The 24,472-nt window shown below is 54.1% G+C and carries 27 protein-coding genes; 8 read left to right on the top strand and 19 right to left on the bottom strand.

Annotated elements, in window-relative coordinates; translation table 11 throughout:
- The first annotated feature begins 595 nt into the window (after positions 1-595).
- Positions 596-1,159 (top strand): alkyl hydroperoxide reductase subunit C, encoded by a 564-nt coding sequence (ahpC, locus tag ACSVHP_RS15495; RefSeq protein WP_182919577.1) that lies wholly within the window; start codon positions 596-598, stop codon positions 1,157-1,159.
- Positions 1,160-1,304: 145 nt separating this feature from the next.
- Positions 1,305-2,870: an alkyl hydroperoxide reductase subunit F gene (gene ahpF / locus ACSVHP_RS15490; protein ID WP_417312982.1), complete on the top strand. Its 1,566-nt coding sequence runs from the start codon at positions 1,305-1,307 to the stop codon at positions 2,868-2,870.
- A 60-nt stretch (positions 2,871-2,930) separates the two neighbouring features.
- Here ahpF and uspG read toward each other — a convergent pair whose 3' ends face one another.
- Positions 2,931-3,359 (bottom strand): universal stress protein UspG, encoded by a 429-nt coding sequence (uspG, locus tag ACSVHP_RS15485; RefSeq protein WP_234673442.1) that lies wholly within the window; start codon positions 3,357-3,359, stop codon positions 2,931-2,933.
- A gap of 180 nt (positions 3,360-3,539) precedes the next feature.
- Between uspG and ACSVHP_RS15480 the strand changes: the two genes are divergently transcribed.
- Positions 3,540-4,778: a zinc-dependent alcohol dehydrogenase gene (locus ACSVHP_RS15480; RefSeq protein WP_447552352.1), complete on the top strand. Its 1,239-nt coding sequence runs from the start codon at positions 3,540-3,542 to the stop codon at positions 4,776-4,778.
- Between the two features lie 10 nt (positions 4,779-4,788).
- Here ACSVHP_RS15480 and yldA read toward each other — a convergent pair whose 3' ends face one another.
- Positions 4,789-4,878, bottom strand: coding sequence for a small membrane protein YldA (yldA, locus tag ACSVHP_RS15475; protein ID WP_417312978.1), 90 nt, complete (start codon positions 4,876-4,878; stop codon positions 4,789-4,791).
- A 138-nt stretch (positions 4,879-5,016) separates the two neighbouring features.
- Positions 5,017-5,427: a nucleoside diphosphate kinase regulator gene (rnk, locus tag ACSVHP_RS15470; RefSeq protein ID WP_447552351.1), complete on the bottom strand. Its 411-nt coding sequence runs from the start codon at positions 5,425-5,427 to the stop codon at positions 5,017-5,019.
- Positions 5,428-5,669: 242 nt separating this feature from the next.
- On the opposite strand from rnk, the gene ACSVHP_RS15465 reads away from it, so the two are divergent.
- On the top strand, positions 5,670-6,287 hold the full coding sequence (locus ACSVHP_RS15465) for a flavin reductase family protein (RefSeq protein WP_447552350.1): 618 nt from the start codon (positions 5,670-5,672) through the stop codon (positions 6,285-6,287).
- On the opposite strand, the gene rna is transcribed toward ACSVHP_RS15465, so the two are convergent.
- Both rna and dcuC read right to left on the bottom strand, forming a co-directional pair.
- A complete protein-coding gene (rna, locus tag ACSVHP_RS15460) occupies positions 6,281-7,090 on the bottom strand; it encodes a ribonuclease I (protein WP_447552349.1) in 810 nt (269 codons plus the stop codon). The genes ACSVHP_RS15465 and rna overlap by 7 nt on opposite strands.
- 90 nt (positions 7,091-7,180) lie before the next feature.
- Entirely contained in the window at positions 7,181-8,554 is a 1,374-nt protein-coding gene (dcuC, locus tag ACSVHP_RS15455) for an anaerobic C4-dicarboxylate transporter DcuC (protein ID WP_447552348.1), read from the bottom strand.
- A gap of 656 nt (positions 8,555-9,210) precedes the next feature.
- Here dcuC and pagP point away from each other — a divergent pair.
- Positions 9,211-9,828, top strand: a complete 618-nt coding sequence (pagP, locus tag ACSVHP_RS15450; RefSeq protein WP_447552347.1) for a lipid IV(A) palmitoyltransferase PagP — start codon at positions 9,211-9,213, stop codon at positions 9,826-9,828.
- A 190-nt stretch (positions 9,829-10,018) separates the two neighbouring features.
- Entirely contained in the window at positions 10,019-10,228 is a 210-nt protein-coding gene (cspE, locus tag ACSVHP_RS15445; protein ID WP_000034825.1) for a transcription antiterminator/RNA stability regulator CspE, read from the top strand.
- A 220-nt stretch (positions 10,229-10,448) separates the two neighbouring features.
- Here cspE and crcB read toward each other — a convergent pair whose 3' ends face one another.
- Positions 10,449-10,832: a fluoride efflux transporter CrcB gene (crcB, locus tag ACSVHP_RS15440; RefSeq protein WP_447552346.1), complete on the bottom strand. Its 384-nt coding sequence runs from the start codon at positions 10,830-10,832 to the stop codon at positions 10,449-10,451.
- Between the two features lie 67 nt (positions 10,833-10,899).
- Between crcB and ACSVHP_RS15435 the strand changes: the two genes are divergently transcribed.
- Together ACSVHP_RS15435 and tatE are read left to right on the top strand one after the other, a co-directional pair.
- Entirely contained in the window at positions 10,900-11,688 is a 789-nt protein-coding gene (locus ACSVHP_RS15435; protein ID WP_447552345.1) for a deaminated glutathione amidase, read from the top strand.
- 126 nt (positions 11,689-11,814) lie between these two features.
- Complete coding sequence (gene tatE / locus ACSVHP_RS15430; RefSeq protein WP_447552343.1) at positions 11,815-12,018, top strand: twin-arginine translocase subunit TatE; 204 nt, start codon at positions 11,815-11,817, stop codon at positions 12,016-12,018.
- 83 nt (positions 12,019-12,101) lie between these two features.
- Here the strand turns inward: tatE and lipA are convergent, their stop codons facing one another.
- The 13 genes from lipA to lptE all read right to left on the bottom strand — a co-directional run bounded on the left by lipA (position 12,102) and on the right by lptE (position 24,469).
- Positions 12,102-13,067: a lipoyl synthase gene (gene lipA, locus ACSVHP_RS15425; protein ID WP_234673451.1), complete on the bottom strand. Its 966-nt coding sequence runs from the start codon at positions 13,065-13,067 to the stop codon at positions 12,102-12,104.
- 206 nt (positions 13,068-13,273) lie between these two features.
- Positions 13,274-14,227, bottom strand: a complete 954-nt coding sequence (locus tag ACSVHP_RS15420) for a YbeF family transcriptional regulator (protein WP_234673452.1) — start codon at positions 14,225-14,227, stop codon at positions 13,274-13,276.
- 301 nt (positions 14,228-14,528) lie between these two features.
- Entirely contained in the window at positions 14,529-15,170 is a 642-nt protein-coding gene (gene lipB, locus ACSVHP_RS15415; RefSeq protein WP_447552342.1) for a lipoyl(octanoyl) transferase LipB, read from the bottom strand.
- 94 nt (positions 15,171-15,264) lie between these two features.
- Positions 15,265-15,528 (bottom strand): DUF493 family protein YbeD, encoded by a 264-nt coding sequence (ybeD, locus tag ACSVHP_RS15410; RefSeq protein ID WP_006177135.1) that lies wholly within the window; start codon positions 15,526-15,528, stop codon positions 15,265-15,267.
- 106 nt (positions 15,529-15,634) lie between these two features.
- A complete protein-coding gene (gene dacA / locus ACSVHP_RS15405; protein ID WP_234673454.1) occupies positions 15,635-16,846 on the bottom strand; it encodes a D-alanyl-D-alanine carboxypeptidase DacA in 1,212 nt (403 codons plus the stop codon).
- Between the two features lie 138 nt (positions 16,847-16,984).
- Entirely contained in the window at positions 16,985-18,091 is a 1,107-nt protein-coding gene (rlpA, locus tag ACSVHP_RS15400) for an endolytic peptidoglycan transglycosylase RlpA (RefSeq protein ID WP_447552341.1), read from the bottom strand.
- A 16-nt stretch (positions 18,092-18,107) separates the two neighbouring features.
- On the bottom strand, positions 18,108-19,220 hold the full coding sequence (gene mrdB, locus ACSVHP_RS15395) for a peptidoglycan glycosyltransferase MrdB (RefSeq protein WP_234673456.1): 1,113 nt from the start codon (positions 19,218-19,220) through the stop codon (positions 18,108-18,110).
- 2 nt (positions 19,221-19,222) lie between these two features.
- A complete protein-coding gene (gene mrdA / locus ACSVHP_RS15390) occupies positions 19,223-21,124 on the bottom strand; it encodes a peptidoglycan DD-transpeptidase MrdA (protein ID WP_234673457.1) in 1,902 nt (633 codons plus the stop codon).
- 28 nt (positions 21,125-21,152) lie between these two features.
- On the bottom strand, positions 21,153-21,620 hold the full coding sequence (rlmH, locus tag ACSVHP_RS15385) for a 23S rRNA (pseudouridine(1915)-N(3))-methyltransferase RlmH (protein WP_003858701.1): 468 nt from the start codon (positions 21,618-21,620) through the stop codon (positions 21,153-21,155).
- A 3-nt stretch (positions 21,621-21,623) separates the two neighbouring features.
- Positions 21,624-21,941 carry a ribosome silencing factor gene (gene rsfS / locus ACSVHP_RS15380; protein WP_234673458.1) on the bottom strand — a complete coding sequence of 106 codons (318 nt, stop codon included), beginning with the start codon at positions 21,939-21,941 and terminating at the stop codon, positions 21,624-21,626.
- 269 nt (positions 21,942-22,210) lie between these two features.
- Positions 22,211-22,876, bottom strand: a complete 666-nt coding sequence (nadD, locus tag ACSVHP_RS15375; protein WP_447552340.1) for a nicotinate-nucleotide adenylyltransferase — start codon at positions 22,874-22,876, stop codon at positions 22,211-22,213.
- Entirely contained in the window at positions 22,869-23,900 is a 1,032-nt protein-coding gene (gene holA, locus ACSVHP_RS15370) for a DNA polymerase III subunit delta (protein ID WP_447552339.1), read from the bottom strand. The genes nadD and holA overlap by 8 nt, the downstream gene beginning before the upstream one ends.
- Complete coding sequence (gene lptE / locus ACSVHP_RS15365) at positions 23,900-24,469, bottom strand: LPS assembly lipoprotein LptE (RefSeq protein WP_234673461.1); 570 nt, start codon at positions 24,467-24,469, stop codon at positions 23,900-23,902. The genes holA and lptE overlap by 1 nt, the downstream gene beginning before the upstream one ends.
- Positions 24,470-24,472: the final 3 nt, after the last annotated feature.

Here is a 24,472-nt window from a genome sequence, read left to right as displayed (position 1 = left end):
CTTACTTAAATTACTATGAATGTCCGCTTAATATATCATGATGTCAAATTAATGAAACTAAACTTCAAAAGTCATTAAGATAATTTTATCCATAAAGAGTGACGATATTCATTGAAAAACAGATCTTAATTATATATGTGATAGCCTTTATCAGTGTTTTCTATTAATTATGCGTAAGTGAACAAGTAGTTTAATGCCGTTAATTATCTATATTGTGAATGGCTTTCGCCAATCGCTGAGAGCAGGGCAGCAAAACCGTCAGCACGTTTGATTAAACCTATCACAGCCATAGACAAGATTGCCGTGCCAGAAACGGACACGGATGATGTAATCAACCCGCTGTAATGACTTTGAAAAAGGTTATTGAGCGCAACGCAACGCCAGCTTCAGCTGGCACTGAATGTACCTATGGGAAGTTCAGGTATCAGGGCCGCCCATCGAGGCGGCCTTTTTACTTCAGGCTTTCTAATTAAGTTCACAACGTCATGTTTTCGGTTTGTAAGGTATGGCTGATTGATTTGATACAGCAAACGCATTAGCCCGCTTAGCGAAAGTTCGTTACCTTACATCCCAACGAAACAAGGAGAAAATACAGATGTCTTTAATTAATACCAAAATTAAACCTTTCAAAAACCAGGCGTTCAAAAACGGTGAATTCGTAGAAGTTACCGAGAAAGATACCGAAGGCCGTTGGAGCGTATTCTTCTTCTATCCAGCTGACTTCACCTTCGTATGCCCGACTGAACTGGGTGACGTTGCTGACCATTACGAAGAATTGCAGAAACTGGGCGTTGACGTTTACTCCGTATCTACCGACACCCACTTCACCCACAAAGCATGGCACGGCAGCTCTGAAACCATCGCAAAAATCAAATACGCGATGATCGGCGACCCGACTGGCGCCCTGACCCGTAACTTCGACAACATGCGTGAAGATGAAGGCCTGGCAGACCGTGCTACCTTCGTTGTTGACCCGCAGGGCATTATCCAGGCTATCGAAGTTACCGCTGAAGGTATCGGCCGCGATGCGTCTGACCTGCTGCGTAAAGTGAAAGCGGCACAGTATGTTGCTTCTCACCCAGGCGAAGTATGCCCGGCTAAATGGAAAGAAGGTGAAGCGACTCTGGCTCCATCTCTGGACCTGGTCGGCAAGATCTAAGTCTGTAGCGCCGGGTAGAGCTTCATTTACCCGGCATGAAATGGGTGCGTCCGCACCCATTTATTCCAACACCATGATGCAAGTTGCATTCAGGCTGCTCGTATAAGGCAGCTTGCATGATGACGTTTTAAGAGAGGGAAGAACGATGCTCGACACAAATATGAAAACCCAGCTCAAGGCCTACCTTGAAAAACTGACAAAACCCGTTGAACTGATTGCCACGCTGGACGACAGCGCAAAATCAGCCGAAATCAAAGGACTGCTGACGGAAATCGCCGAGCTGTCACCTCAGGTGACCTTTAAAGAAGACAACAGCCTGCCGGTGCGCAAGCCGTCCTTCCTGATCACCAACCCTGGCTCCGATAAAGGCCCGCGTTTTGCCGGCTCCCCGCTGGGACACGAATTTACCTCACTGGTGCTGGCGCTGCTGTGGACCGGTGGTCATCCGTCAAAAGAGGCGCAGGCGCTGCTGGAGCAGATCCGCGATATTGACGGCGATTTCGAGTTTGAAACCTACTACTCGCTCTCCTGCCATAACTGCCCGGACGTGGTGCAGGCGCTAAACCTGATGTCCGTGCTGAACCCGCGCATCAAACACACGGCGATTGACGGCGGTACGTTCCAGAACGAAATTACCGATCGCAACGTGATGGGCGTTCCGGCCGTATTCATGAACGGTAAAGAGTTTGGCCAGGGCCGTATGACCCTGACTGAAATCGTCGCGAAAGTGGACACCGGTGCAGAAAAACGTGCGGCGGAAGAGCTGAACAAGCGCGATGCGTACGATGTACTGATTGTCGGCTCCGGCCCAGCGGGTGCGGCGGCAGCGGTTTACTCTGCGCGTAAAGGTATCCGTACCGGTCTGATGGGCGAACGCTTCGGTGGTCAGGTGCTCGATACTGTCGATATCGAAAACTACATTTCTGTACCGAAAACGGAAGGCCAGAAACTGGCGGGCGCGCTTAAGGCTCACGTCAGCGATTACGACGTGGACGTGATTGACAGTCAGAGCGCCAGCAAGCTGGTTCCTGCGGCGGTGGAAGGGGGTTTGCACCAGATCGAAACCGCATCCGGTGCCGTGCTGAAAGCACGCAGCATCATCATCGCGACCGGTGCTAAATGGCGCAATATGAACGTGCCTGGCGAAGATCAGTATCGCACCAAAGGCGTGACCTACTGCCCGCACTGCGATGGCCCGCTGTTTAAAGGCAAACGCGTGGCGGTGATCGGCGGCGGTAACTCCGGTGTTGAAGCGGCCATTGACCTCGCGGGTATCGTTGAGCACGTTACGCTGCTGGAATTTGCACCAGAAATGAAAGCGGACCAGGTATTGCAGGATAAAGTACGTAGCCTGAAAAACGTGGATATCGTGCTGAACGCGCAGACCACCGAAGTGAAAGGCGACGGCAGCAAAGTGACCGGCCTGGAATACCGTGACCGCGTGAGCGGTGATATTCACAGCGTTCCGCTGTCCGGCATCTTCGTTCAGATTGGTCTGCTGCCGAATACCACCTGGCTGGAAGGCGCCATCGAGCGTAACCGTATGGGTGAAATCATCATCGATGCTAAGTGCGAAACCAGCGTGAAGGGCGTGTTTGCGGCAGGCGACTGCACCACCGTGCCTTACAAGCAGATTATCATCGCGACCGGTGAAGGTGCGAAAGCGTCCCTGAGCTCGTTCGATTATTTGATCCGCACGAAAACAGCATAATAAAAGAAAGTAAGATTACACCTGCAATGTGAGGAGGCCACCGAAAGGTGGCCTCTTTTTTTATCTGACGACCATCACCGGAATATGGGTGTGGCGGATCACGCTGGAGGCATTCGAGCCTAACAGGTGCGTGGTGATCGACGGGTTACGCGAGCCAATGACCACCACATCGGCTTTCAGCTCGTTCGCCAGCTCGTTGACCGCATCGCGGACGCTGCCAAATCTGACGTGGGTTTTGATGCGCGAAGGATCGATGCTGAAGTGATCGACCATCGTTTGCAGCCGCGCTTCCGCTTCGTGTTGCAGATGCTCTTCAAAACGGCGGACGTCGGCCGCAAAGCGGTGCAGGCTCAGGCTGGCGGAGCCTGGCAGAACGTGCAGAAGATGGATAATGCCGTCCTGCTGCGCGAGAAATTCGGCGTGACGAACGGCTTTATCGCTCAGCGCCATCTCAAAAACATCAACCGGCATAATGATTGTCTTATACATACCCGTTTCTCCTTGTTTATAAACGCTTAATTCATTCAATCACAAAATAAATGTGGTTTCTGCAAGCCGTATGGCAAATTTATCTTTCGCCAGGATAAATCTCAAAACCGCTCATTTTCCAGGCACATCTCCTGAGGTAGCTACCCTTTTATAAGCTCTCTCACATCTTCCGGAGGTTGCATGAAAGCATTGACGTATCACGGTCCGCATAATGTTCGCGTTGATAATGTCCCCGATCCGGGCATCGAACAGCCTGACGATATCATCCTGCGCGTCACGGCCACCGCTATCTGTGGCTCTGATTTACACCTCTATCGCGGGAAAATCCCTAAGGTTGAACACGGCGACATTTTCGGCCATGAATTTATGGGGGAAGTGGTGGAATGCGGCCAGGATGTGAAGAATTTGCAGAAGGGCGATCGGGTGGTGATCCCCTTTGTGATTGCCTGCGGCGACTGCTTTTTCTGTCAGATGCACCAGTATGCGGCCTGTGAAAAGACCAACTCCGGGCAGGGCGCGGCGCTGAACAAAAAGCAAATCCCGGCCCCGGCGGCGCTGTTTGGCTACAGCCACCTGTACGGCGGCGTGCCCGGCGGCCAGGCGGAGTACGTTCGCGTGCCGAAGGGCAACGTTGGCCCGTTTAAAGTCCCGCAACTGCTTTCAGATGACAAAGCGCTGTTCCTCTCCGATATTTTGCCCACCGCCTGGCAGGCCGCCAAAAACGCCCAGATAGAAAAAGGCTCGAGCGTGGCGGTATTCGGCGCGGGACCGGTTGGCTTACTGACTATCGCCTGCGCGCGGCTGCTGGGGGCGGAACAAATTTTTGTTATCGATCATCATCCGTACCGGCTGCGGTTTGCGCAGCAGCGCTACGGCGCCATCCCGATAAACTTTGACGACGATAACGACGCGGCGGAGAAAATTATCGAGCAAACCGCCGGGCAGCGCGGCGTTGACGCGGTGATTGATGCGGTAGGCTTTGAGGCAAAAGGCAGCACCACGGAAACCATCCTCAGCAACCTCAAAATTGAGGGCAGCAGCGGCAAAGCGCTGCGCCAGTGCATCGCCGCCGTGCGTCGCGGGGGGATTGTCAGCGTGCCGGGCGTTTACGCCGGATTTATCCACGGTTTTCTTTTCGGCGATGCCTTTGATAAAGGGCTTAGCTTCAGGATGGGGCAGACCCACGTTCACGCCTGGCTGGGCGAGCTGCTGCCGTTAATCGAACAAGGTCTGCTCACGCCCGAAGAGATTGTGACGCACTATCTGCCGCTGGATGACGCCGAACGCGCCTACAAGATTTTCGAAAAACGCGAAGAGGAGTGTCGCAAGATAATCCTGGTGCCGGGCGCCACATCGCCAGAAGCGGCGCAGCAGAAGGTGACGGGGCTGGCGAACACGCTGCCGGGTGGCGTAGTGTGATCGCGCTCGCTTACCAGTGGCGCTCCAGGTAAAGCACAGCCATGACAATGATTGCCAAAAAGAAGAGAAAAACCAGTGTGATAACCAGTATTTCACTCATAACCGTCCCCACGGCACCAAAACAGATTAAGCCTGGATTAAGCGGTTTTTGATCGAAATAAGAAGTTTGGGTGAATTACGCAAAGAGGATGCGAAGGCATCCTCTGGTCAAAGCGGCTGAGCGCTTGTTCAGAAGGGCTTAACGAAGATAATCGCCAGCCGCTTCTGGCTGATAGAGCAGTTCGAGCACTTCCAGGTGCGCAGAGGCTCCGCCCGGCAGCTCCCAGTGGATCGTGTCCCCGGTCCGTAAACCGATGAGTGCCGCACCAACGGGAGCCAGAACGGAAAGCTGCGTCGCGCTTTCGGTCATCTTCGCCGGATAAACCAGCGTGCGGGTGCGCTCTTCGCCGGTTGTCAGGTCGCGGAACTTCACCTGGCTGTTCATCGTCACCACGTCATGCGGCATGGATTCCGGGGTACACATTTGTGCCCGATCCAGCTCGGCGTTCAGCGCATCGGCAATCGGCAGCGCCGCATATTCTGGCTTCTCCAGAAGCATATCGATACGTTCTGCGTCGAGTTCATTAATGATAATTGTGGGTCTGGACATTTTTACTCCATGTCGTTAATGCTGCGTGTCACGCAGAAACCAATCCAAAAGAAAACCCTCGCCGTCTGGCAGCGAGGGTTTAACTCCCCTGATGATACTCATTGCGCGACCAGGTTTGAAGTGATGTCGGTCACATTCATCTGTCATATGAATTTTTGGCGAAAAACGCGACCCTTGCTACATTTGCAATATCATCAGATCCACAACGTATTCCGTATCAGACACTTCAACCCGAGAAAACTATGTACTTCTATGAACCTTCCCAGGGACACGGCCTGCCGCATGACCCGCTGAACGCTATTGTTGGCCCACGCCCTATTGGCTGGATCGCCTCTTGTGATAAAGAGGGCCGCCCGAATCTCGCGCCCTACAGCTTTTTCAACTGCTTTAACTACCGTCCGCCAGTCATTGGTTTTTCCAGCAACGGCTGGAAAGACAGCGTGCGGAATATTGTCGAAACGGGGGAGTTTGTCTGGAATCTGGCGACCTTCGATCTGGCTGAGGCGATGAACCAGACCTCGGCCATGCTGCCGCACGGCGAAGATGAGTTTGCCTTTTCCGGGCTCACACCCGCCGCGAGTCATCTGGTCAAGGCCCCGCGCGTGGCGGAAAGCCCGGTGAACTTCGAATGCCGCCTGTCCCAGTGCATACAGCTGACGGGCGCAGACGGTACGCCGATTGACACCTGGCTGGTGCTGGGCGAAGTCGTGGGGATCCATATTCAGGAAACGCTGCTGGAGGAGGGGATTTTTCAGACCGCCAAAGCCCGCCCGATCCTGCGAGCAGGCGGGCCGACGGCCTATTATTCCATTGGTGAAGAGCACCGGTTCGACATGACGCGCCCCGGCGCGGGTCAGTAACCGACCTTATCGATAACAAACTGCTTTCCGCAGTTGCCCGGATGGGGCTGCGGGGCAAACGAACTGGCGGAGAGCGGATTATTAATCGTGGCCGCCTTCAGGGAGATCTGCATTTCGGTCAGATAGGCCGGATTGCCGTTGCAGGTCAGCTTGATGGCTTTTACGTTCTGTTTGCCAAAGCTTTTCGCGACGGCGGCGTCGAATGCGTTGCGGCTAACGGTTTTACCGTAGTTTTCCGTCAGAAATGCCCCCAGCGCGCTGCTTTTCACTTCCTGATTCAGGCGCACCATCGTGCCGAAATAGGCGTCGGGATCGAACCCGAAGCAGACGCCATGCTTGGCGTATTCGTAGCGCTCAAGACAGGAATTTCCCCCGGCGCCCGGCATTACGGTGTTTAGCTTAGCGGCGCCCGACAGCGACAGCCCGGTTTCCGCCGCCGCACATTTACGGCTGGCTTTCGCTTCCGGCATGTTGGGGATCGGGCGGGTCGCGCAGCCAAAGCGCATCCAGCGGCGTTCATCGACACCGCGCGCGGCGATAGATTTTGGCAGGCCAGGCCACAGGCCGTGAACGGTCAGGAAATCGGTTTTCGTGTTGCTCTCTTTTTGCAGGCGGCATTCGTTCGGCTCGTCACGATTGCGTTCGTGCATACTCTGGCAAAAGCCCGTTTGCCATGAAAGTGCCAGAACGTAACGATCGAAATCCCCGTACTGCGTCGCCTGAAGCGGATCGGCCTGTGCGGAGAAAATGCAAAGTGCAAGCGCCACTGCCCCAGACGCAATAGCGATATCCTTCCTGAACATTTGAATTCCTGATGATTAAAAGCGGATGATTTCTGGGAGTTATTAAAGCACAAAAAGCGCCCGCAGGCGCTTTTTTGGTAAAGGGGGAATTTATCCGACCGCCGTGCCCGGAACCAGCACCTCGGTGGCAATGATGACCACAATCAGGCCAACCAGTACAGGAACGGAGGTGCGTTTTACCACTTCGAACGGGGATATTTTTGCCATCCCCGCCACCGCGACCACTACGCCGGAGACCGGGGAAATGGTACGGCCGAGGTTGGACGCTTGCAGCATCGGAATCGACAGATACGCCGGGTTAATGCCGGAAGAGTGGGCCAGTTTCGGGATCATCTCAACGAAGGCGTAGAACGGTGCGTTGCCGGAGCCGGTGGTCATGGCGGCCAGCATGGTCAGCACAACCAGCACCAGCATCAGGATGATGCTTGCCGAGCCGAACGAGGTTGCGATGGAAATCAGGCTTTGAATAAAGCCGATGGTGCTCAGCCCTTGGGCGAACACGCCCGCCGCAACCAGCAGCATCACCACGCCCGCGAAGGCATCGGCCATACCGCGATAGGCCACTTCCAGCGCCGAAAATACTTTCTGCGTATTGAAGCCGCGCACGAACTCCAGCACCGCAGCCAGCAGCATACAGATAACCAGAATGGTAATAATGTGCAGCTGTGGACCCCATTTGCCGTCAAAAATCAGCACGCCGATAATTGGGGTGAAGGGCAGAATGGCGTAAAACGCCGGGGCGGTGGTGGTGATTTCATCCACATCCAGCATTTCGTGGCTGATGTTCTCTTTTTTATCGAGATAGCGCTGCCAGAAGAAGTGGGCGACGGCCATCGCAATAATGGCGGCGATCGAAATCGGCAGCGTCGTTTTGAAGGCAAAATCGATCAGCGACATCTCTGCCGCTTTTGCGGCCAGCACCACGTCACCGGAGGTGGGCGACAGGATAATGGCGGCCGGAGAAGCACAGATAGCGGCCGCCGCACCGCGGCTGATGCCCACGTTGACCATCACCGGGAAGAGGGTAGCCATTAACAGCACGCCAAGACCGGTTGCGGAGGAAACGGCTAACGACATCAGGCAGGCGAGGAAATAGGCCGCAATCATCAGCAGGTAGGGGGAGTTGATGTATTTCAGCGGTCTGGAGGCCAGCTTCACCACCATATCGTTCGCGCCGATGTGGGTCATAAAGGCCGCAAAACCGCACAGCATCATGATCATCATGCCCAGATCGCCACCGCGGCTCATCAGCAGAATCTTGATGTATTCCACGATGTCCGTCGCGGTGTAACCGGTACTGGTTTCGCTGGCGGGTAACACCTTGTGGCCCATAATGGCGCTGATAATCAGCAGCGTCAGGCCGCCGACAAACAAGACCCCGGTGGCCGAATAGCCTTTAATGATGTAGCGTGCGACACCGACAATGACGACGACTCCGATGAGGAGTTCGATAAACGTAAGCATGGTTTCCCCTGTCTCCTGGCTGCCCGAGAGCACAAATAGTCAATAAAAAAGAACGCTAGAATGTGCCGAATTACTGGCCTGCCCTTGCTGATTAAAATCAATAAAAATACGACTAAAGGAGAGCGTAACGACATTTTTGCCATCGTCGCTGCATTTACAGCATCAAGGTATTGACCGAGTAAATCATAAGTATATGTCATATAAATGATGCTGATTTGTTAATGTTTTGCTGGTAGGGCTATAAGGTATTTTCGCTACAATATATCCTTATAAATTTAAAGGTTAATTGGGCGGGCGTTATTATTTACGCCAGTCAGGTGACGTCATTTATAGCGTGAAACTTTTTATAATTAATAAACTCCCCTGGCCAGTGAATAATCTTAAATATCAGTTTTTACTTACTTTTAGTGTGGCTTTTAAAGCGTGTTTGCGGTAGTGGGAAAGCGCCTCAACGCGCGCCTGGCCTGGGCCTGACCGGGTCGCAAGAGAGCTGGCGGCTATTTCTGTTCCCAGTTAAAGGTAGTTTTAACGTTAGGTTTACACTTCGTGTTCACTTATTTACGTACGCGGCCTATTCCGTATTAAGAATATTCCCAGAGCTGTGGTTGTTAATTAGGAATAACGCTCATGCTGTTAAGGTTTCATTAAGAAAATTTATGATAAACTCCCTGCCGAATACTAAGAATGGTAATTGTATTGTGATTGTACGAAATAAATTTATCTTGATTTTATTGTTTATTTTTGGGCAGTTAACATTTTCAACTGTGGCGATTGCTCAAGACAACGCGACGGATAAAGGCTGGTTCTCCACTTTTACGGATAACGTCGCGCAAACCTGGAACGCGCCGGAACATTACGATCTCTATATTCCAGCGATAACCTGGCACGCGCGCTTTGCTTATGACAAAGAAAAGACGGACAAATACAACGAGCGTCCGTGGGGAGCGGGTTTTGGTCAGTCGCGCTGGGACGAGAAAGGAAACTGGCACGGCATCTATCTGATGGCGTTCAAGGACTCTTTCAACAAGTGGGAACCCATTGGCGGCTACGGCTGGGAAAAAACCTGGCGACCGCTGGCGGACGATAAGTTTCATATTGGTCTGGGTTATACCGCAGGCGTGACGGCGCGTGATAACTGGAACTATATCCCTATCCCGGTGCTTCTGCCGCTGGCCTCCATCGGCTACGGACCTGCGACTTTTCAGATGACCTACATTCCAGGAACTTACAACAACGGTAACGTTTACTTCGCGTGGATGCGTTTTCAGTTTTAACTGCGAAAACCTTATCTGAAGGTGAAAAAACGTACCACCTTTGAATCATAAAGGATAAAAATGCGTCAGCTAAAATTAACGCGACTTTTGTCACTTTTTATCAAAGATCCGCTGGACAAAACGTCCCACAATTGTTGTACTGATACCCGACACAGCATTTGTGTCGTTTTTTAATGTAAAGGTAATTTTGATGTCTAAGATTAAAGGTAACGTTAAGTGGTTTAATGAGTCCAAAGGATTCGGTTTCATTACTCCAGAAGATGGCAGCAAAGACGTGTTCGTACACTTCTCTGCAATCCAGACCAATGGTTTCAAAACTCTGGCTGAAGGTCAGCGTGTAGAGTTCGAAATCACTAACGGTGCCAAAGGCCCTTCTGCTGCTAACGTAATCGCTCTGTAATTCAGACGCGTCAGCAAGAATTTCAAAACCCGCTCACTGAGCGGGTTTTTTTTCATCTGGATTTAGCCAGCCAGATAGATTTTCAGGAAGCTGGCGATTATCAGCACGCTCAACAATACCATGCCTGCACTCATCAAACTCTCTTTCATTCGTTCACCCTCGTTCTTCATTGCAACCAGAGTGACAGAGAAAAATTAAGCCAACATTAACGCACCGTGACTTAATGGGTGCTGGCGGAAGAAAATAGCCAAAATGCGAGCGCGGTCATCGCAAATGAGCCGAGCAGGTTAATGGCAATGTTGGTCAAGGCCCAGGTGAAACGGCCTTCCTGAAACAGGAACACCACTTCGGCTGAGAAGGTCGAGAAGGTCGTCAGACCGCCGCAAAAGCCGGTGGTGATCAATACCTTCCACACCGGATCGATATGGGTCATTCGGTTAAACCACGCCAGCCCGGCGCCGATAATAAATGCCCCTAACAGGTTGGCGACAAGCGTGCCTACCGGGATCGCATGATGCATCGGATTAAATCGCATACTTAAGAGCCATCGCGCAACGCTCCCCGTTCCCCCACCAATAAAAACGGCTAAAAGTAGTTGTAACACGCTAAATACCTGCTATTTGATGTGTAAGGGCAACAAGTTTAACGCTGATTACGCGCAGGGGACAAATATGTATGTTGCGGTAGGGCAGTTTGCAGTTACGCCACGCTGGCAGGAGAACGCCCGCACGTGCGTGGCATTGATGGCGCAGGCGCGTGAAAAGGGGGCCGCTCTGCTGGTGCTTCCCGAGGCGCTGCTGGCGAGGGACGATCACGACCCGGATTTATCGGTCAAATCGGCACAGCCGCTGGACGGCGAATTTTTGCGGCTGCTGCTTGCTCAGAGCGCGGGCAATCAGCTGACGACGGTTCTGACCGTGCATGTTCCTTCTTCGTCGGGAAGGACGGTCAATACGCTGGTGGTGCTGCGTGATGGCGAAATCATTGCCCGTTACGCGAAACTGCATCTCTACGATGCGTTCAGCATTCAGGAATCACGCCTGGTCGATCCCGGTGGCAGTCTTCCTCCGCTGATTGATATAGAAGGAATGAAGGTCGGGTTGATGACCTGCTACGATCTGCGTTTCCCCGAGCTGGCGCTAAACCTGGCGCTACAGGGGGCCGACGTGCTGGTGCTGCCTGCCGCGTGGGTGAAGGGGCCGCTGAAGGAGCAGCACTGGGCAACGCTGCTGGCGGCCCGCGCGCTGGATACCACCTGCTACGTTGTGGCTGCGGGGGAGTGTGGAAACAAAAATATTGGCCAGAGCCGGGTGGTTGATCCGCTCGGGGTGACGATTGCCGCCGCCGCGGAAGCGCCCGATCTTATCTTCACGGAGATAAATTCAGCCCGAATTGCGCTTGCGCGTCAGCAGTTACCCGTTCTGCGGAACCGACGGTTTGCGCCACCGCAATTAATGTGATGTTTTTTTCAACAATGCTTGATTCACCTTGTTACAGATTGCTATTGTGTGCGCGCGCCAAATGACCGTTAATAGATTCAGGTTTTTGGCGCTGAATGCAGCCTGTTTTAAGTCAAGAAGGTATCTATGGGTGAGATTAGTATTACCAAACTGCTGGTGGTTGCCGCACTGGTCGTCCTGCTGTTTGGTACCAAGAAGTTACGCACGCTGGGTGGCGATCTGGGTGCTGCCATTAAAGGCTTCAAGAAAGCGATGAATGACGATGATGCGTCGGCGAAGAAAAGCGCCGAGGATGACATCCCTGCTGAGAAGCTTTCTCACAAAGAGTAACGGCTATGCCTGAGGGCTAGCGAAAAAAAACCGGCTCAATGGCCGGTTTTTTTATAGCGTTAGTGTAAATAAATATGTCGGGTTTATTTAACTTCTTCGCCTTTCGCCTGCATATCGGCGTGGTATGAGGAACGAACAAACGGGCCACAGGCAGCATGGGTGAAGCCCATTGCCATCGCCTCGGCTTTCATCTCATCGAACTCATCTGGGCTAACATAACGCTGCACCGGCAGGTGGTGACGGCTCGGTTGCAGATACTGGCCCAGCGTCAGCATGGTCACGCCGTGACGACGCAGATCGCGCATCACTTCAATGATTTCGGCATTGGTTTCACCCAGGCCAACCATCAGACCTGACTTGGTCGGAATATCAGGATGGGCTTCTTTAAATCGCTCGAGCAGCTTCAGTGACCAGTTGTAATCTGCACCAGGACGCACCTGACGATAGATACGCGGTACGTTTTCCAGGTTATGGTTAAACACGTCTGGCGGCGTTGCGGTCAGGATATCGAGCGCGCGATCCATACGGCCACGGAAGTCCGGTACCAGCGTTTCAATTTTGATGTTCGGGCTTTTCTCACGGATAGCAGTGATACAGTCAGCGAAGTGCTGAGCACCGCCATCGCGCAGGTCGTCACGGTCAACAGAGGTGATAACCACGTAGCGCAGCGCCATATCGGCAATGGTCTGCGCCAGTTTTTGCGGTTCGTTAGCGTCAGGCGCAACGGGGCGGCCATGAGCAACGTCGCAGAACGGGCAGCGGCGAGTACAAATCGCGCCCAGAATCATAAAGGTCGCGGTACCGTGGTTGAAACATTCAGCAAGGTTGGGGCAAGAGGCTTCTTCACAAACCGAGTGAAGGCCATTTTTACGCATCGCCGCTTTGATCCCCTGGATACGCGAAGAGTCAGCCGGAAGTTTGATTTTCATCCATTCCGGTTTTCTTAACAGCGCTTCGCGCTCTGTTACCACGTTTTTAACCGGGATAAGGGCCATTTTATCGGCATCGCGGTATTTAACACCGCGTTCCATCACAATGGGTTTACTCATAGCGTGCGTGTTCCAGTTGCGAATATCGAAGGAAAGCGTTTCAATTCAAGGGAATGTTGTATTTATCAACTATTTTTGAACGAACGACAGGCAGTATATCATTGAAATGGTCACTAAAGCAGCCTGCCAGGTCGCCAAATTGTAAAATAGTTGTTGATTAGTGCCTTTTGCCCCGCATGGCGCTGGGGCAAGGAGGGTATAGGGTATCAGAAGGCCTGGCGGATCACATTAATCACGTTTTCAAGAACCGGATCGCGCAGGCTAAGCTTGTTGTAATGCAGCGAAATTTCAATGGATTCCGCATTCAGCTGAGGCATCGGGATGCTCTGAAGCGGCCAGCATTTGCACAATAACGCGAACAGACGAGCGGGCATAACGCACAGCATATCGCTGCTGCTAATCAGGGACGCCATGGTAAACATATTGTAACTGCTGAAGCTGACCTGGCGCTCCGGGAAGATTTCATCGATGCGCTGACGCAGAAGGTTCATGCTTTGCCCTTCGCTCATAAAAGAGGAGTGCTCGTAGTTGCGTAAGCTTTCCAGCGTCAGGGGCTGACTGAGCGCCGGGTGATTCTGGCGGCACACCAGTACCAGCGTATCAACGTACAGGACGTTCTGCCCCAGCGCGCGGGCGTTAAAATTGTTGGTGTCGATAATCAGGTCGGTCTGAAACTGCGCGAGCTGCATTTCGGGTTCATTCACCGGGATATTACGCAGCAGCAGCTGAGGCGCGTGTTGTTTGATTGCCTTATAAATGACGGGCATGATCAGCACACCCACTGACGGTGATGTTCCTATGGTGATGGTTCGCTGCTTGTCATAGCTGCCGGTTAAATCCAGCGCTCCAAGAATGGATTCCAGCCCCTGACTGATGTACTCATGAAGATGGGTGGCATAGGCCGTGGGCGTTACGCCCTGACCTTTACGAATAAATAAAGGATCGGGAAATATAGCGCGCAATTTTTGAATTGACTGGCTAATTGCGGAGGGGGTGAGATTAAGAATTTTCGCAGCGTTAACGATACCCTTGTGGACATATACTGCCTCAAAAATAGTCAATAAATTGAGATCAATATTACGTAAAGTCCGAAAGATTTGCGGTTTATCTTCACCGCCGGGTTCATTCAGGCGTTTGGCTGGTAAATTATTATACTCCACGCTTTCACTCCGTTTTCATTCACAATATGAATGATAGTTGAATTTATTTATTGTGCCTGTAGAGATTCGTAAAGTGTTTTGATGGTGTCACTTGTTTATCAGAAACAAACAGTTGCGTGATTATCACGCAAGTTACGTGAGTGGCACAATCGGCGCTATCCGTGGGCTAAATAATATGCGGCGCTAATATACGGGCGCGTTCAGGCGCTTCGAAAATATAGAATCTGCGGATTATTGTAAAGTGCAAAAGCGGTAAATAAGCAGTGGCCCGCCAAATAATCGAGCCAGCATGTATTATATATTAAGCAGGGATATATTCGTGGGGAGGATTGTTAAGTAGCGCTAAAAACTTGTTTAAAAGCACAGGTCGAATAATATCAGGAGTAGCGGTTTCAACCCACTGGCGCATTTGCGTCATTTCCATTCCAGGATAACCACAAGGATTGATTCGCAGGAAGGGGGTGAGATCCATATTAATATTTAGCGCCAGCCCGTGAAACGAACAGCCTTTGCGAATACGCAGCCCCAGCGAACATATTTTCATCTCACCCACATACACGCCAGGCGCGTCGGCCCGCGGATGGGCGTCAATACCGTACTCGGCAAGGGTATCTACCACGGTTTGTTCCAGCAGCGTTACCAGCTCGCGTACGCCCAGCTTTCTGCGCTTGAGATTGAGCAGCACGTACATCACCTGCTGACCGGGTCCGTGATAGGTCACCTGTCCGCCGCGATCGCTCTGGATCACCGGAATGTCGCCGGTCGTCAGCAGATGTTCTGCTTTGCCAGCTTGCCCCTGCGTAAACACCGGCAGGTGTTCAACCAGCCAGATTTCGTCAGGCGTCGTGTCATCGCGTGAATCGGTGAAATCATGCATCGCCTGAGAGACAGGCTCGTAGGGTTGCAGCCCGAGGTGGCGGACAAGAATTTTATCCTGATGCAAAACGGTGTCTCCGAAGAAGAGGGAGAAAAGGTGAGCGGGATTATATCACAGCGGGGAGGCGGGTTACCCGGCAAACCGGGTAACCGCAGGGGGACTACAGCACCATACGAACAATTTCGATGTTGCCCAGCTCTTCGTACAGCGTTTCAACCTGCTCAATGTGCGTAGCGGTAATAGTAATAGAGACCGAGTGGTAGTTGCCCTTGCTGCTTGGTTTTACTGACGGAGAGTAGTCGCCCGGCGCATGGCGCTGTACCACTTCAACCACCTGATCAACCAGCTCAGGTTTCGCCAGACCCATTACTTTGTAAGTAAAAGAGGTAGGGAATTCAAGCAGTTCGTTAAGTTTGGTTTTCATGTCAGCTCCGGCGTAACGTCAAAAAATAATAACTCCCACGTCGGGTGGGAGTTATCAGGATACTTAGTATATGGGGATCAAAATCACACTTTCAAGTGTTCAATTTTTAGCCAAACCAGTGGTGGAACATCAGCTTAATGTAATCAATGATTTTGCCGAAGAAATTGCCTTCCGGGATCTCTTGCAGAACCACCAGCGGACGCTGGTCGATGGTTTTGCCATCCAGCTGGAAGTTAATGGTGCCCACCACCTGGTTTTTCTGCAACGGTGCGTGCAGCTCGGTGGTGTTCAGCACGTAGCTGGCTTTCAGATCTTTCATGCGGCCGCGCGGAATGGTCAGGTACAGATCTTTATCCACGCCCAGTGAGGCGCGATCGTTGTCGCCAAACCAGACCGGCTCGGAGGCAAACTCTTTACCGGCTTTAAGCGGGTTCACGGTTTCGAAGAAACGGAAGCCCCAGGTCAGCAGTTTCTTGCTTTCGGTTTCACGGCCTTTAAAGGTACGGCCACCCATCACGGCGGAGATCAGACGCATCTGCCCTTCGGTCGCAGAGGCGACCAGGTTGTAACCGGCTTTATCGGTATGGCCCGTCTTAATGCCGTCAACGTTCAGGCTGTTGTCCCACAGCAGACCGTTACGGTTGGTCTGACGGATGCCGTTGAAGGTGAACTCTTTCTCTTTATAGATGGTGTATTCGTTAGGCACGTCGCGGATCAGCGCCTGACCGATCAGCGCCATGTCGCGAGCGGAGCTGTACTGACCGTCAGCGTCCAGGCCGTGAACGGTCTGGAAGTGGCTGTTTTTCAGGCCCAGCGCAGACACGTAGCTGTTCATCAGACCTACGAACGCATCCTGACTGCCGGCTGCAAAATCGGCCATCGCGACGCAGGCATCGTTGCCGGATTGCAGGTTGATACCACGGATCAACTGAGAAACAGGAACCTGCATACCCGGTTTCAGGAACATCAGGGATGAACCTTTGAATACCGGGTTACCGGTCGCCCAGGCATCGTTACCGATGGTCACCAGGTCGGTTTCTTTGAACTTACCGGCTTTCATAGCCTGACCGATAACGTAGCTGGTCATCATTTTGGTCAGGCTGGCAGGATCACGACGGGCGTCGGCATTTTGTTCGGCCAGAACTTTGCCAGAGTTGTAATCGATCAGGATGTAGGACTCCGCGTCAATCTGCGGAACGCCAGGGATCATGGTCTTGATGTTCAGGTCATCGGCGTGAGCTGCTGAAAGTGCAGCGGCGCAAAGGGCCGTGGTCAGCGCCATGCGCTTCACAAAACGAGCAGTAAGAGTGGTCTTCATGGTCAGAACTACGACATCCGTGATGGAATTAAAAAAAGTGCCTTACTATAGCAAATGCTATACAGGCAGGCATCCGACTTTAAGCATGAGTTTGTGAATGTGTTTTACACAAACTGACAATCGGACACCGCCAATTCACTATTTTGCAACAGCGATAAATGACTGAAGCTGCGCTTCGCTTTGCAGACGTTGTTGCAGGGAGGCCGCCTGAGATTTACTGGCGAATGGCCCCATCTGGATACGCCACACCGCGCCGTTTTGCTCAACGCGCCCCGGTACGCCGAACTGCTGGCTTAAACGCTGCTGATACTGCTGCGCACGCGCCTGATCGCTAACGGCACCGACCTGCACCACAAAGCCACCGCTGGAGGCGGCTGGCGCAGAGACCGGCGCGCTTTGCGTCGTCGCAGGCGCCGTGACAGGGGCGGGCTGCGTCACCGGAGCAACCGCCGGAGCAGGGGTTGGCTCGCTGCCTTCCAGCACGCCAGAGGCTAACGTGGTCGGTGCGCCGAGGAAGCCGCTGCTTTTCACCGGCGCGCCGGTGCTGTCATCGCTTTGCAGCGTATCGTTACTGATTGCGCGCACTTCACCCTGAGGCTGAGCGGGCTCGGCCGGAGAAGAGGCTGCGCCCATACCGCCGCTTAAATCCGGGCGAGCAGGCAGGGCATAGGTCTGTTTCGCGACCGTGGTACAGGCGGTGCCTGGCCCGGAGAGCGTGCCGTCCTGCGCGACGATAATAGGATCGATACGCACTTTGGTGTTGTTTGAGGTGTTCAGACGATCGGCGGCGGCGCGTGATAATGAAATCACGCGATCGTTACCGTACGGGCCGCGATCGTTGATACGCACGACGATCATGCGTCCGTTCGCCAGGTTCGTAACGCGAACGTAGCTTGGGATCGGCAGGGTCGGGTGCGCGGCGGTAATCTGCATTGGATCGAAGGTTTCGCCCGATGCGGTCAGGTTGCTGCCCGGCTCGGCATCGTAAATGGCCGCAAGACCGGCCTGGCTGAAGCGGGACGGATCTTGCACAATTTTATAGCTTTTACCGTCGCGCTGATAATCCTGGTTTGCCGTGGCGTTTAGCGGTTCATAAACGGGATCCGCGCCGCTAATTTCGACAATCGGGCCGTTACAGACCGCAGGCTGCGGCGGCGCAACGGTCGCCTGCTGCTGACCATCATCACTTGTACAGGCTGCAAGCAAACTTGCTGCGATGCAGATACCCAGCCACTGCTTACGCATTGCGATCCCCTTATTTTTATACGCTTTTGGACAACATTTTCCTGTGGGTATGGATCGACATCACGATACCAAACCCGGCCATCAACACGATCAGTGCCGAGCCTCCGTAACTCACCAGCGGAAGCGGTACGCCTACGACCGGCAGAATACCACTCACCATACCAATATTTACGAAGACATAAACGAATAAAATCAACATCAACCCGCCGGCCATCACGCGACCAAAGGTGGTCTGGGCGCGCGCGGCGATCCACAGTCCACGCATGATCAGCAGCACGTAAAGCGCCAGCAGAACCAGGATGCCCACCAGCCCCAGCTCTTCGGCCAGAACGGCGAAAATAAAGTCGGTGTGGCGTTCGGGCAAGAACTCCAGCTGCGACTGCGTGCCGTGCAGCCAGCCTTTTCCGCGCAGGCCACCGGAACCAATTGCAATTTTAGACTGAATAATATGATAGCCCGCGCCCAGCGGATCGGTTTCCGGATCGAGCAGCATCATCACGCGCTGTCGCTGATAGTCATGCATCAGGAAGAACCACAGAATCGGGATAAAGGCGGCCACCAGCACCACCGCGATACCGATCAAACGCCAGCTCAGACCCGACAGGAACAGCACAAACAGACCGGACAGGGCGATAAGAATCGACGTTCCGAGGTCAGGCTGCGCGGCCACGAGCAGGGTAGGGAGGAAGATCAGCACCAGCGCAATCGCGGTGTTTTTCAGCGACGGCGGACAGACATCGCGGTTGATAAAGCGCGCCACCATCAGCGGAACGGCGATTTTGGCGATTTCTGACGGCTGGAAGCGAACAACGCCCAGATCCAGCCAGCGCTGCGCCCCTTTGGAGATGGCACCGAAGGCATCTACCGCCACCAGCAGGATAATACAGAAGATATAGAGATAGGGCGCCCAGCCTTCGTACACGCGCGGCGGGATTTGCGCCATCACTACCATGATCACCAGACCCATCGCGATTTGGCCGATTTTGCGCTCCATCATGCCGATGTCCTGGCCGCTGGCGCTCCAGATCACCAGGGCGCTGTAAACCAGCAGCGCGAGGAGGATCAGCAGCATGGCTGGGTCGATGTGGATTTTATCCCACAGCGATTTTTTATTTGGATTATCCGTCATGATTATTGGTCCTCCGCCGCTGCGGATGCCGGGTTTTCAGCCGGCAGTTCGGTGTTGTTGTCACCCAGCATAATGTGGTCGAGGATTTGGCGCATGATGGTACCTACAGCCGGACCTGCGCCGCCGTTTTCCAGAATCATCGCCACCGCAACCTGCGGGTTATCATAAGGGGCAAACGCCGTCATCAGCTTGTGGTCACGCAGGCGCTCGGCGATTCGGTGCGCGTTATAGGTTTCATTGGCCTTCAGGCCAAAGACCTGCGCCGTCCCTGATTTGGCCGCCACTTTGTAAGGCGCACCGGCGAAATATTTATGCGCCGTACCGTTAGCGCGGTTGGCTACGCCATACATGCCGTCTTTGGCAATTTCCCAGTAACCGGAGTGGATGTCCCCGACCGGCGCTTCGTGCGGCTGGATCCACGGCACTTTTTTGCCGTCTTCTACCGTACTTTGCAGCAGGTGAGGCACCTTCACCACGCCATCGTTAATCAGGATCATCATCGCCTTGTTCATCTGGATCGGCGTAGCCGTCCAGTAGCCCTGGCCGATGCCCACGGGAATGGTGTCCCCTTGATACCACGGCTTTTTAAAGCGTTTCAGCTTCCACTCGCGGGTTGGCATGTTGCCCGAACGCTCTTCAGAGAGGTCAACCCCGGTGTAGTGGCCGTAGCCGAATTTGCTCATCCACGTCGAGAGGCGGTCGATCCCCATGTCGTAGGCGACCTGGTAGAAGAAGGTATCCGCCGACTCTTCCAGCGATTTGGTGACGTTCAGATGCCCGTGACCCCATTTCTTCCAATCGCGGTAGCGTTTATCAGAGCCGGGTAACTGCCACCAGCCCGGGTCAAACAGGCTGGTATTGCGGTTTATGACGCCAGCGCTCAGCGCAGACACCGCCACGTAAGGTTTCACCGTCGATGCCGGAGGGTAGACACCCTGGGTGGCGCGGTTAACCAGCGGCGTGTTCGGGTCGTTCAACAGGCCGGAGTAATCTTTACTGGAGATACCGTCAACGAACAGGTTCGGGTCATAGCTTGGCATGGACACCATCGCCAGAATCCCGCCGGTGCGCGGATCGGTGACGACCACTGCCGCGCGGCTTCCGGCGAGCAGGGTTTCGATATACTGCTGGAGCTTCAGGTCAAGCGTCAGGTAGACGTCGTGACCGGCCTGCGGCGGCACCTCTTTGAGCTGACGGATCACGCGGCCGCGGTTGTTAACTTCAACCTCTTCATAGCCGGTTTGGCCGTGCAGCACGTCTTCGTAGTAACGCTCAATGCCCAGCTTGCCGATGTCGTGGGTTGCGGCGTAGTTCGCCAGCTTGCCGTCTTTATCGAGGCGGTCGACGTCTTTGTCGTTGATTTTCGACACGTAGCCGATAACGTGCGTCAGCGCGGAGCCGTACGGGTAGAAGCGGCGCTTGTAGCCTTTAACTTCTACGCCGGGAAAGCGGTACTGGTTCACGGCAAAACGGGCCACCTGCACTTCCGTGAGGTTGGTTTTGACCGGAATGGAGGTAAAGCGGTGCGAGCGTGCGCGCTCTTTTTTGAAGGCGGCGATATCGTCGTCGTTCAGGTCGACCACGCTTTTGAGCGCTTCGAGCGTGTTCTGAACGTTATCGACCTTCTCCGGCATCATCTCAATCTGATAGATGGTACGGTTCAGGGCCAGCGGGGTGCCGTTGCGATCGTAAATAATGCCGCGGCTCGGGGCGATAGGCACCAGCTTGATTCGGTTTTCGTTGGAACGCGTCTGGTAATCGGTGAAGCGGACAATTTGCAGATTATAAAGGTTGGCGATCAGCACGCCGGTAAGCAGCAAAATCCCCGTAAAGGCGACCAGCGCCCGGCGCACAAACAGCGCGGACTCAGCCGTATAGTCGCGAAAAGAATTCTGTAGTTTCATCCGCTGCTTAATCTACCCTGGTCAGTCATTACTCGCGGTGATAGGGGTGGTTGGTAGTAATGCTCCACGCGCGATACAAGCTTTCTGCCACCAAAACCCGAACAAGCGGGTGGGGCAACGTCAGCGCGGAGAGGGACCAACTTTGTTCTGCTGCCGCTTTGCAGGCGGGGGAAAGCCCCTCCGGTCCGCCAATCAGCAGGCTGACGTCGCGACCATCCTGCTTCCAGCGCTCCAGTTCGTGCGCCAGCTGCGGCGTATCCCAGGGTTTACCTGGAATATCGAGGGTAACGATGCGGTTCTTGCCAGCGGCAGCCAGCATCAGTTCGCCCTCTTTATCGAGAATACGTTTGATATCCGCGTTCTTGCCGCGCTTTCCTGCTGGGATCTCCACCAGTTCGAACGGCATATCTTTCGGGAATCGACGCAGATACTCAGTAAAACCGGTTTGTACCCAGTCCGGCATTTTGGTGCCGACGGCGACCAGCTGCAACTTCACGCATTAACCCCAGAGTTTTTCCAGCTCATACAGGCGACGGCTTTCGTCCTGCATAACGTGGACAATCACATCGCCAAGGTCGACAACCACCCAGTCAGCGGTCGCTTCGCCTTCAACGCCAAGCGGCATCAGCCCGGCAGCGCGCGATTCCTGAACAACGTGATCGGCAATCGAAACCACGTGGCGCGTAGACGTACCGGTGCAAATAATCATGCAGTCGGTGATGCTGGATTTACCCTTAACGTCGATCGTAATGATGTCCTGACCTTTCAGGTCATCAATTTTGTCGATAACAAAATCCTGGAGTTCTTTACCCTGCAAGTTTTCCCCCTGGGGTGATGAGATGGTGCAACTGTGAATTCGTGGCCAGACAGTATACCTGAACTGACGCCTGTGTCGGGACAAATGTCACCGGCCGGGCTTTTGAAGGCGGGTATCATCCCACCCTCCGCCTGAGATTGCATCGCCATTTTTGTAAAACAATTTCTGTAAAGCAATGCCTGGCGGGAAAGTCTGGCAGCGGAGGATATCAGCATGGTCGGGCCTGTCAAGGCAGGAGCGCGAATAACAGAGTTTTTCGCGCATCGTGCTTATTCTTCGGCGCTTTTCTGATACAGCCCGTGCTGATGAATATAGTCCAGCACGGCGCCTGGCAGCATGTCGGCGCAGGACAACCCCTGCTGCAAACGCTCGCGGATCAGGGTCGCGGAAATATCAAACCACGGGGTTTCCGCGAGATAAATCTTTCCGGCAGGCTGGTTATGGAGATCTTCGATATTGTCGGTCAGGTGGGCGTTAAGCCACTCCTGATGCTGCGCGTCGCGCATGGTGAGCGGATAGCCCGGACGGCGGCACACCAGCAGATGGCTGTTGTGCAAAATGGTTTCGTACTGGTGCCAGCTCGGAAAGTTGAGCAGCGAATCCTGACCAATGATAAACGCCAGCGGCTGCTGCGGCCCCTGTTCGGCGCGCCACTCGCTTAAGGTTTGCGACGTCCAGGAGGGCGTATCGCGGCGCAGTTCACGCTCATCAAGGGTAAACAGCGGCTTATCGGCTATCGCCAGCTCAAGCATCTGCTTGCGTTGTTCGCTGGTGGCTTCGGGCTGGGGGCGATGCGGCGGGACATTATTCGGCATGATAATGACGCGCTTCAGGCCAATCAGGTTGGCCAGGATCTCAACCGGCTTAAGATGCCCGTAATGCACCGGATCGAAGGTGCCGCCGTACAGTGCCTGTAAAGAGTGCATATTATCCATCAATAAAAACGTCTGCCAGCGCCTTATGGCACAGCAGCAGAGAGAGGCTTTCCAGCTCGCCCCAGATCGACTGACCGTAGTCTTGCTTGAGGGTCAGCTCGGCGCGCATCAGCAGCTGAATCGCCTGACGAAGCTGTTCGTGGCTCAGGCGATTGATCGCCTCGGTGGTCATCGCCCGGCGGTTTTGCCAGACGCGGTGCTTGTCGAACAGCGCGCGCAGCGGCGTCGTGGCCGACTGGCGTTTCAGGTTGATGAGCATCACCAGCTCACGCTGCACGGTGCGCAGCAGAATCACCGGCTCGCTGCCCTCAAGACGCAGCTGTTGCAGGATGTGCAGTGCGCGTTTGCTTTTGCCAGACAGCAGGGCGTCAACCCAGTGGAAAGGAGTAAAGTGCGCGGCGTCATTCACCGCCTGCTCAACGCGCGGCAGCGTCAGTTTGCCGTCAGGCCACAGCAGGGAAAGCCGGTCCAGCGCCTGGGCCAGCGCCAGCAGGTTGCCTTCGTAGCAGTAGCAAAGCAGCTGGTTCGCGGCATCGTCGAGCTGAAGATTGTGCTGTTTCGCGCGAGCGGCCACCCATTTAGGCAGGTGCGCTTGTTCGGGCGTCTGACAGGTGACCTGCACCGCGTTGGCTGAAAGCTGGGTAAACCAGGCCGCGTTCTCTTGCGCTTTGGTCAGTTTGTTACCGCGCACGATGAGCAGCAGATCGCTGTGCAGCAGGCTGACCAGCGTCGCCAGCTGTTCGTTAATGGCCGCGTTTGGGCCGTTTTCCGGCAGCAGGATCTGAATGGTCTGGCGCGAGGCAAACAGGCTCATCGCCTGACACAGCGAGAAGAGGGCGTTCCAGTCGGTGCTGTTGTCGATTTGAACGGTGTGGTGCTCGTCAAAGCCTTGCGCCGCCGCAGCCTGGCGGATGGCATCAAGACTTTCCTGGAGCAATAACGGATCGTTTCCAAGCAGCAGATACGCCGCGCGCAGCCCTTCATTGAGCTGCGCGCGGAGTTGTTCAGGATACAACCTGATCATCAGTTACCCATCGAGGTCGCGGCCGGCAGAGAATCTGCCGCCGGTTTTTCGACGATGTCGGTCCCTTCTTTCGAAGTGGCTTCGATGCTTGGCAGTTTACGGATCAGCTGTTCCGCTGCCTTGTCGTACATTTCGTTGATGATAATTTGCTGCTCGGCGTCTTTTGCCAGCGCAGTTTGCGGGTTATCAAAGAACGAACGGTAGACCTTGGTGCTGATTGGGTAAATGTCTTTACCCGGGATCAGAACCGCCGCGTTAACGTTCAGCACCATCTGGTATTCCGCCGTACGTCCATCCTGGAAGATAGACGCGGTATCTTTCGACAGCGTTGACGTTAAGACGCGCAGCGACGGCACGTCCTGACGCAGCGTTGACTTATCAACAAGCTCTACGCCATTAAGACGCAGCTGGTTGCGGATCGCGCGGCTCAGCGGGCCGTTTGGATCCCCGGAATCGAAGATCATGGTTTTCATCTGCGTTGGCACTGCCGTGGTGTTGCGCAGATGCCAGCCGCAGCCAGCGGTGACAAGCACCGCCAGAGATAAGAGTATTGTTGCCAGGTGTCGCACGTT

It is taken from the genome of Enterobacter sp. 186315 (assembly GCF_053290175.1).
This window is presented reverse-complemented; position numbering and strand designations above follow the sequence as displayed.

What these genes read in the sequence shown, in the direction of transcription:
- ahpC (WP_182919577.1), top strand. Translation starts at nt 596, where the DNA reads ATGTCTTTAATTAATACCAAAATTAAACCTTTCAAAAACCAGGCGTTC.
- ahpF (WP_417312982.1), top strand. Translation starts at nt 1,305, where the DNA reads ATGCTCGACACAAATATGAAAACCCAGCTCAAGGCCTACCTTGAAAAA.
- uspG (WP_234673442.1), bottom strand. Translation starts at nt 3,359, where the DNA reads ATGTATAAGACAATCATTATGCCGGTTGATGTTTTTGAGATGGCGCTG.
- ACSVHP_RS15480 (WP_447552352.1), top strand. Translation starts at nt 3,540, where the DNA reads ATGAAAGCATTGACGTATCACGGTCCGCATAATGTTCGCGTTGATAAT.
- yldA (WP_417312978.1), bottom strand. Translation starts at nt 4,878, where the DNA reads ATGAGTGAAATACTGGTTATCACACTGGTTTTTCTCTTCTTTTTGGCA.
- rnk (WP_447552351.1), bottom strand. Translation starts at nt 5,427, where the DNA reads ATGTCCAGACCCACAATTATCATTAATGAACTCGACGCAGAACGTATC.
- ACSVHP_RS15465 (WP_447552350.1), top strand. Translation starts at nt 5,670, where the DNA reads ATGTACTTCTATGAACCTTCCCAGGGACACGGCCTGCCGCATGACCCG.
- rna (WP_447552349.1), bottom strand. Translation starts at nt 7,090, where the DNA reads ATGTTCAGGAAGGATATCGCTATTGCGTCTGGGGCAGTGGCGCTTGCA.
- dcuC (WP_447552348.1), bottom strand. Translation starts at nt 8,554, where the DNA reads ATGCTTACGTTTATCGAACTCCTCATCGGAGTCGTCGTCATTGTCGGT.
- pagP (WP_447552347.1), top strand. Translation starts at nt 9,211, where the DNA reads ATGATAAACTCCCTGCCGAATACTAAGAATGGTAATTGTATTGTGATT.
- cspE (WP_000034825.1), top strand. Translation starts at nt 10,019, where the DNA reads ATGTCTAAGATTAAAGGTAACGTTAAGTGGTTTAATGAGTCCAAAGGA.
- ACSVHP_RS15435 (WP_447552345.1), top strand. Translation starts at nt 10,900, where the DNA reads ATGTATGTTGCGGTAGGGCAGTTTGCAGTTACGCCACGCTGGCAGGAG.
- tatE (WP_447552343.1), top strand. Translation starts at nt 11,815, where the DNA reads ATGGGTGAGATTAGTATTACCAAACTGCTGGTGGTTGCCGCACTGGTC.
- lipA (WP_234673451.1), bottom strand. Translation starts at nt 13,067, where the DNA reads ATGAGTAAACCCATTGTGATGGAACGCGGTGTTAAATACCGCGATGCC.
- ybeD (WP_006177135.1), bottom strand. Translation starts at nt 15,528, where the DNA reads ATGAAAACCAAACTTAACGAACTGCTTGAATTCCCTACCTCTTTTACT.
- dacA (WP_234673454.1), bottom strand. Translation starts at nt 16,846, where the DNA reads ATGAAGACCACTCTTACTGCTCGTTTTGTGAAGCGCATGGCGCTGACC.
- rlpA (WP_447552341.1), bottom strand. Translation starts at nt 18,091, where the DNA reads ATGCGTAAGCAGTGGCTGGGTATCTGCATCGCAGCAAGTTTGCTTGCA.
- mrdB (WP_234673456.1), bottom strand. Translation starts at nt 19,220, where the DNA reads ATGACGGATAATCCAAATAAAAAATCGCTGTGGGATAAAATCCACATC.
- mrdA (WP_234673457.1), bottom strand. Translation starts at nt 21,124, where the DNA reads ATGAAACTACAGAATTCTTTTCGCGACTATACGGCTGAGTCCGCGCTG.
- nadD (WP_447552340.1), bottom strand. Translation starts at nt 22,876, where the DNA reads ATGGATAATATGCACTCTTTACAGGCACTGTACGGCGGCACCTTCGAT.
- holA (WP_447552339.1), bottom strand. Translation starts at nt 23,900, where the DNA reads ATGATCAGGTTGTATCCTGAACAACTCCGCGCGCAGCTCAATGAAGGG.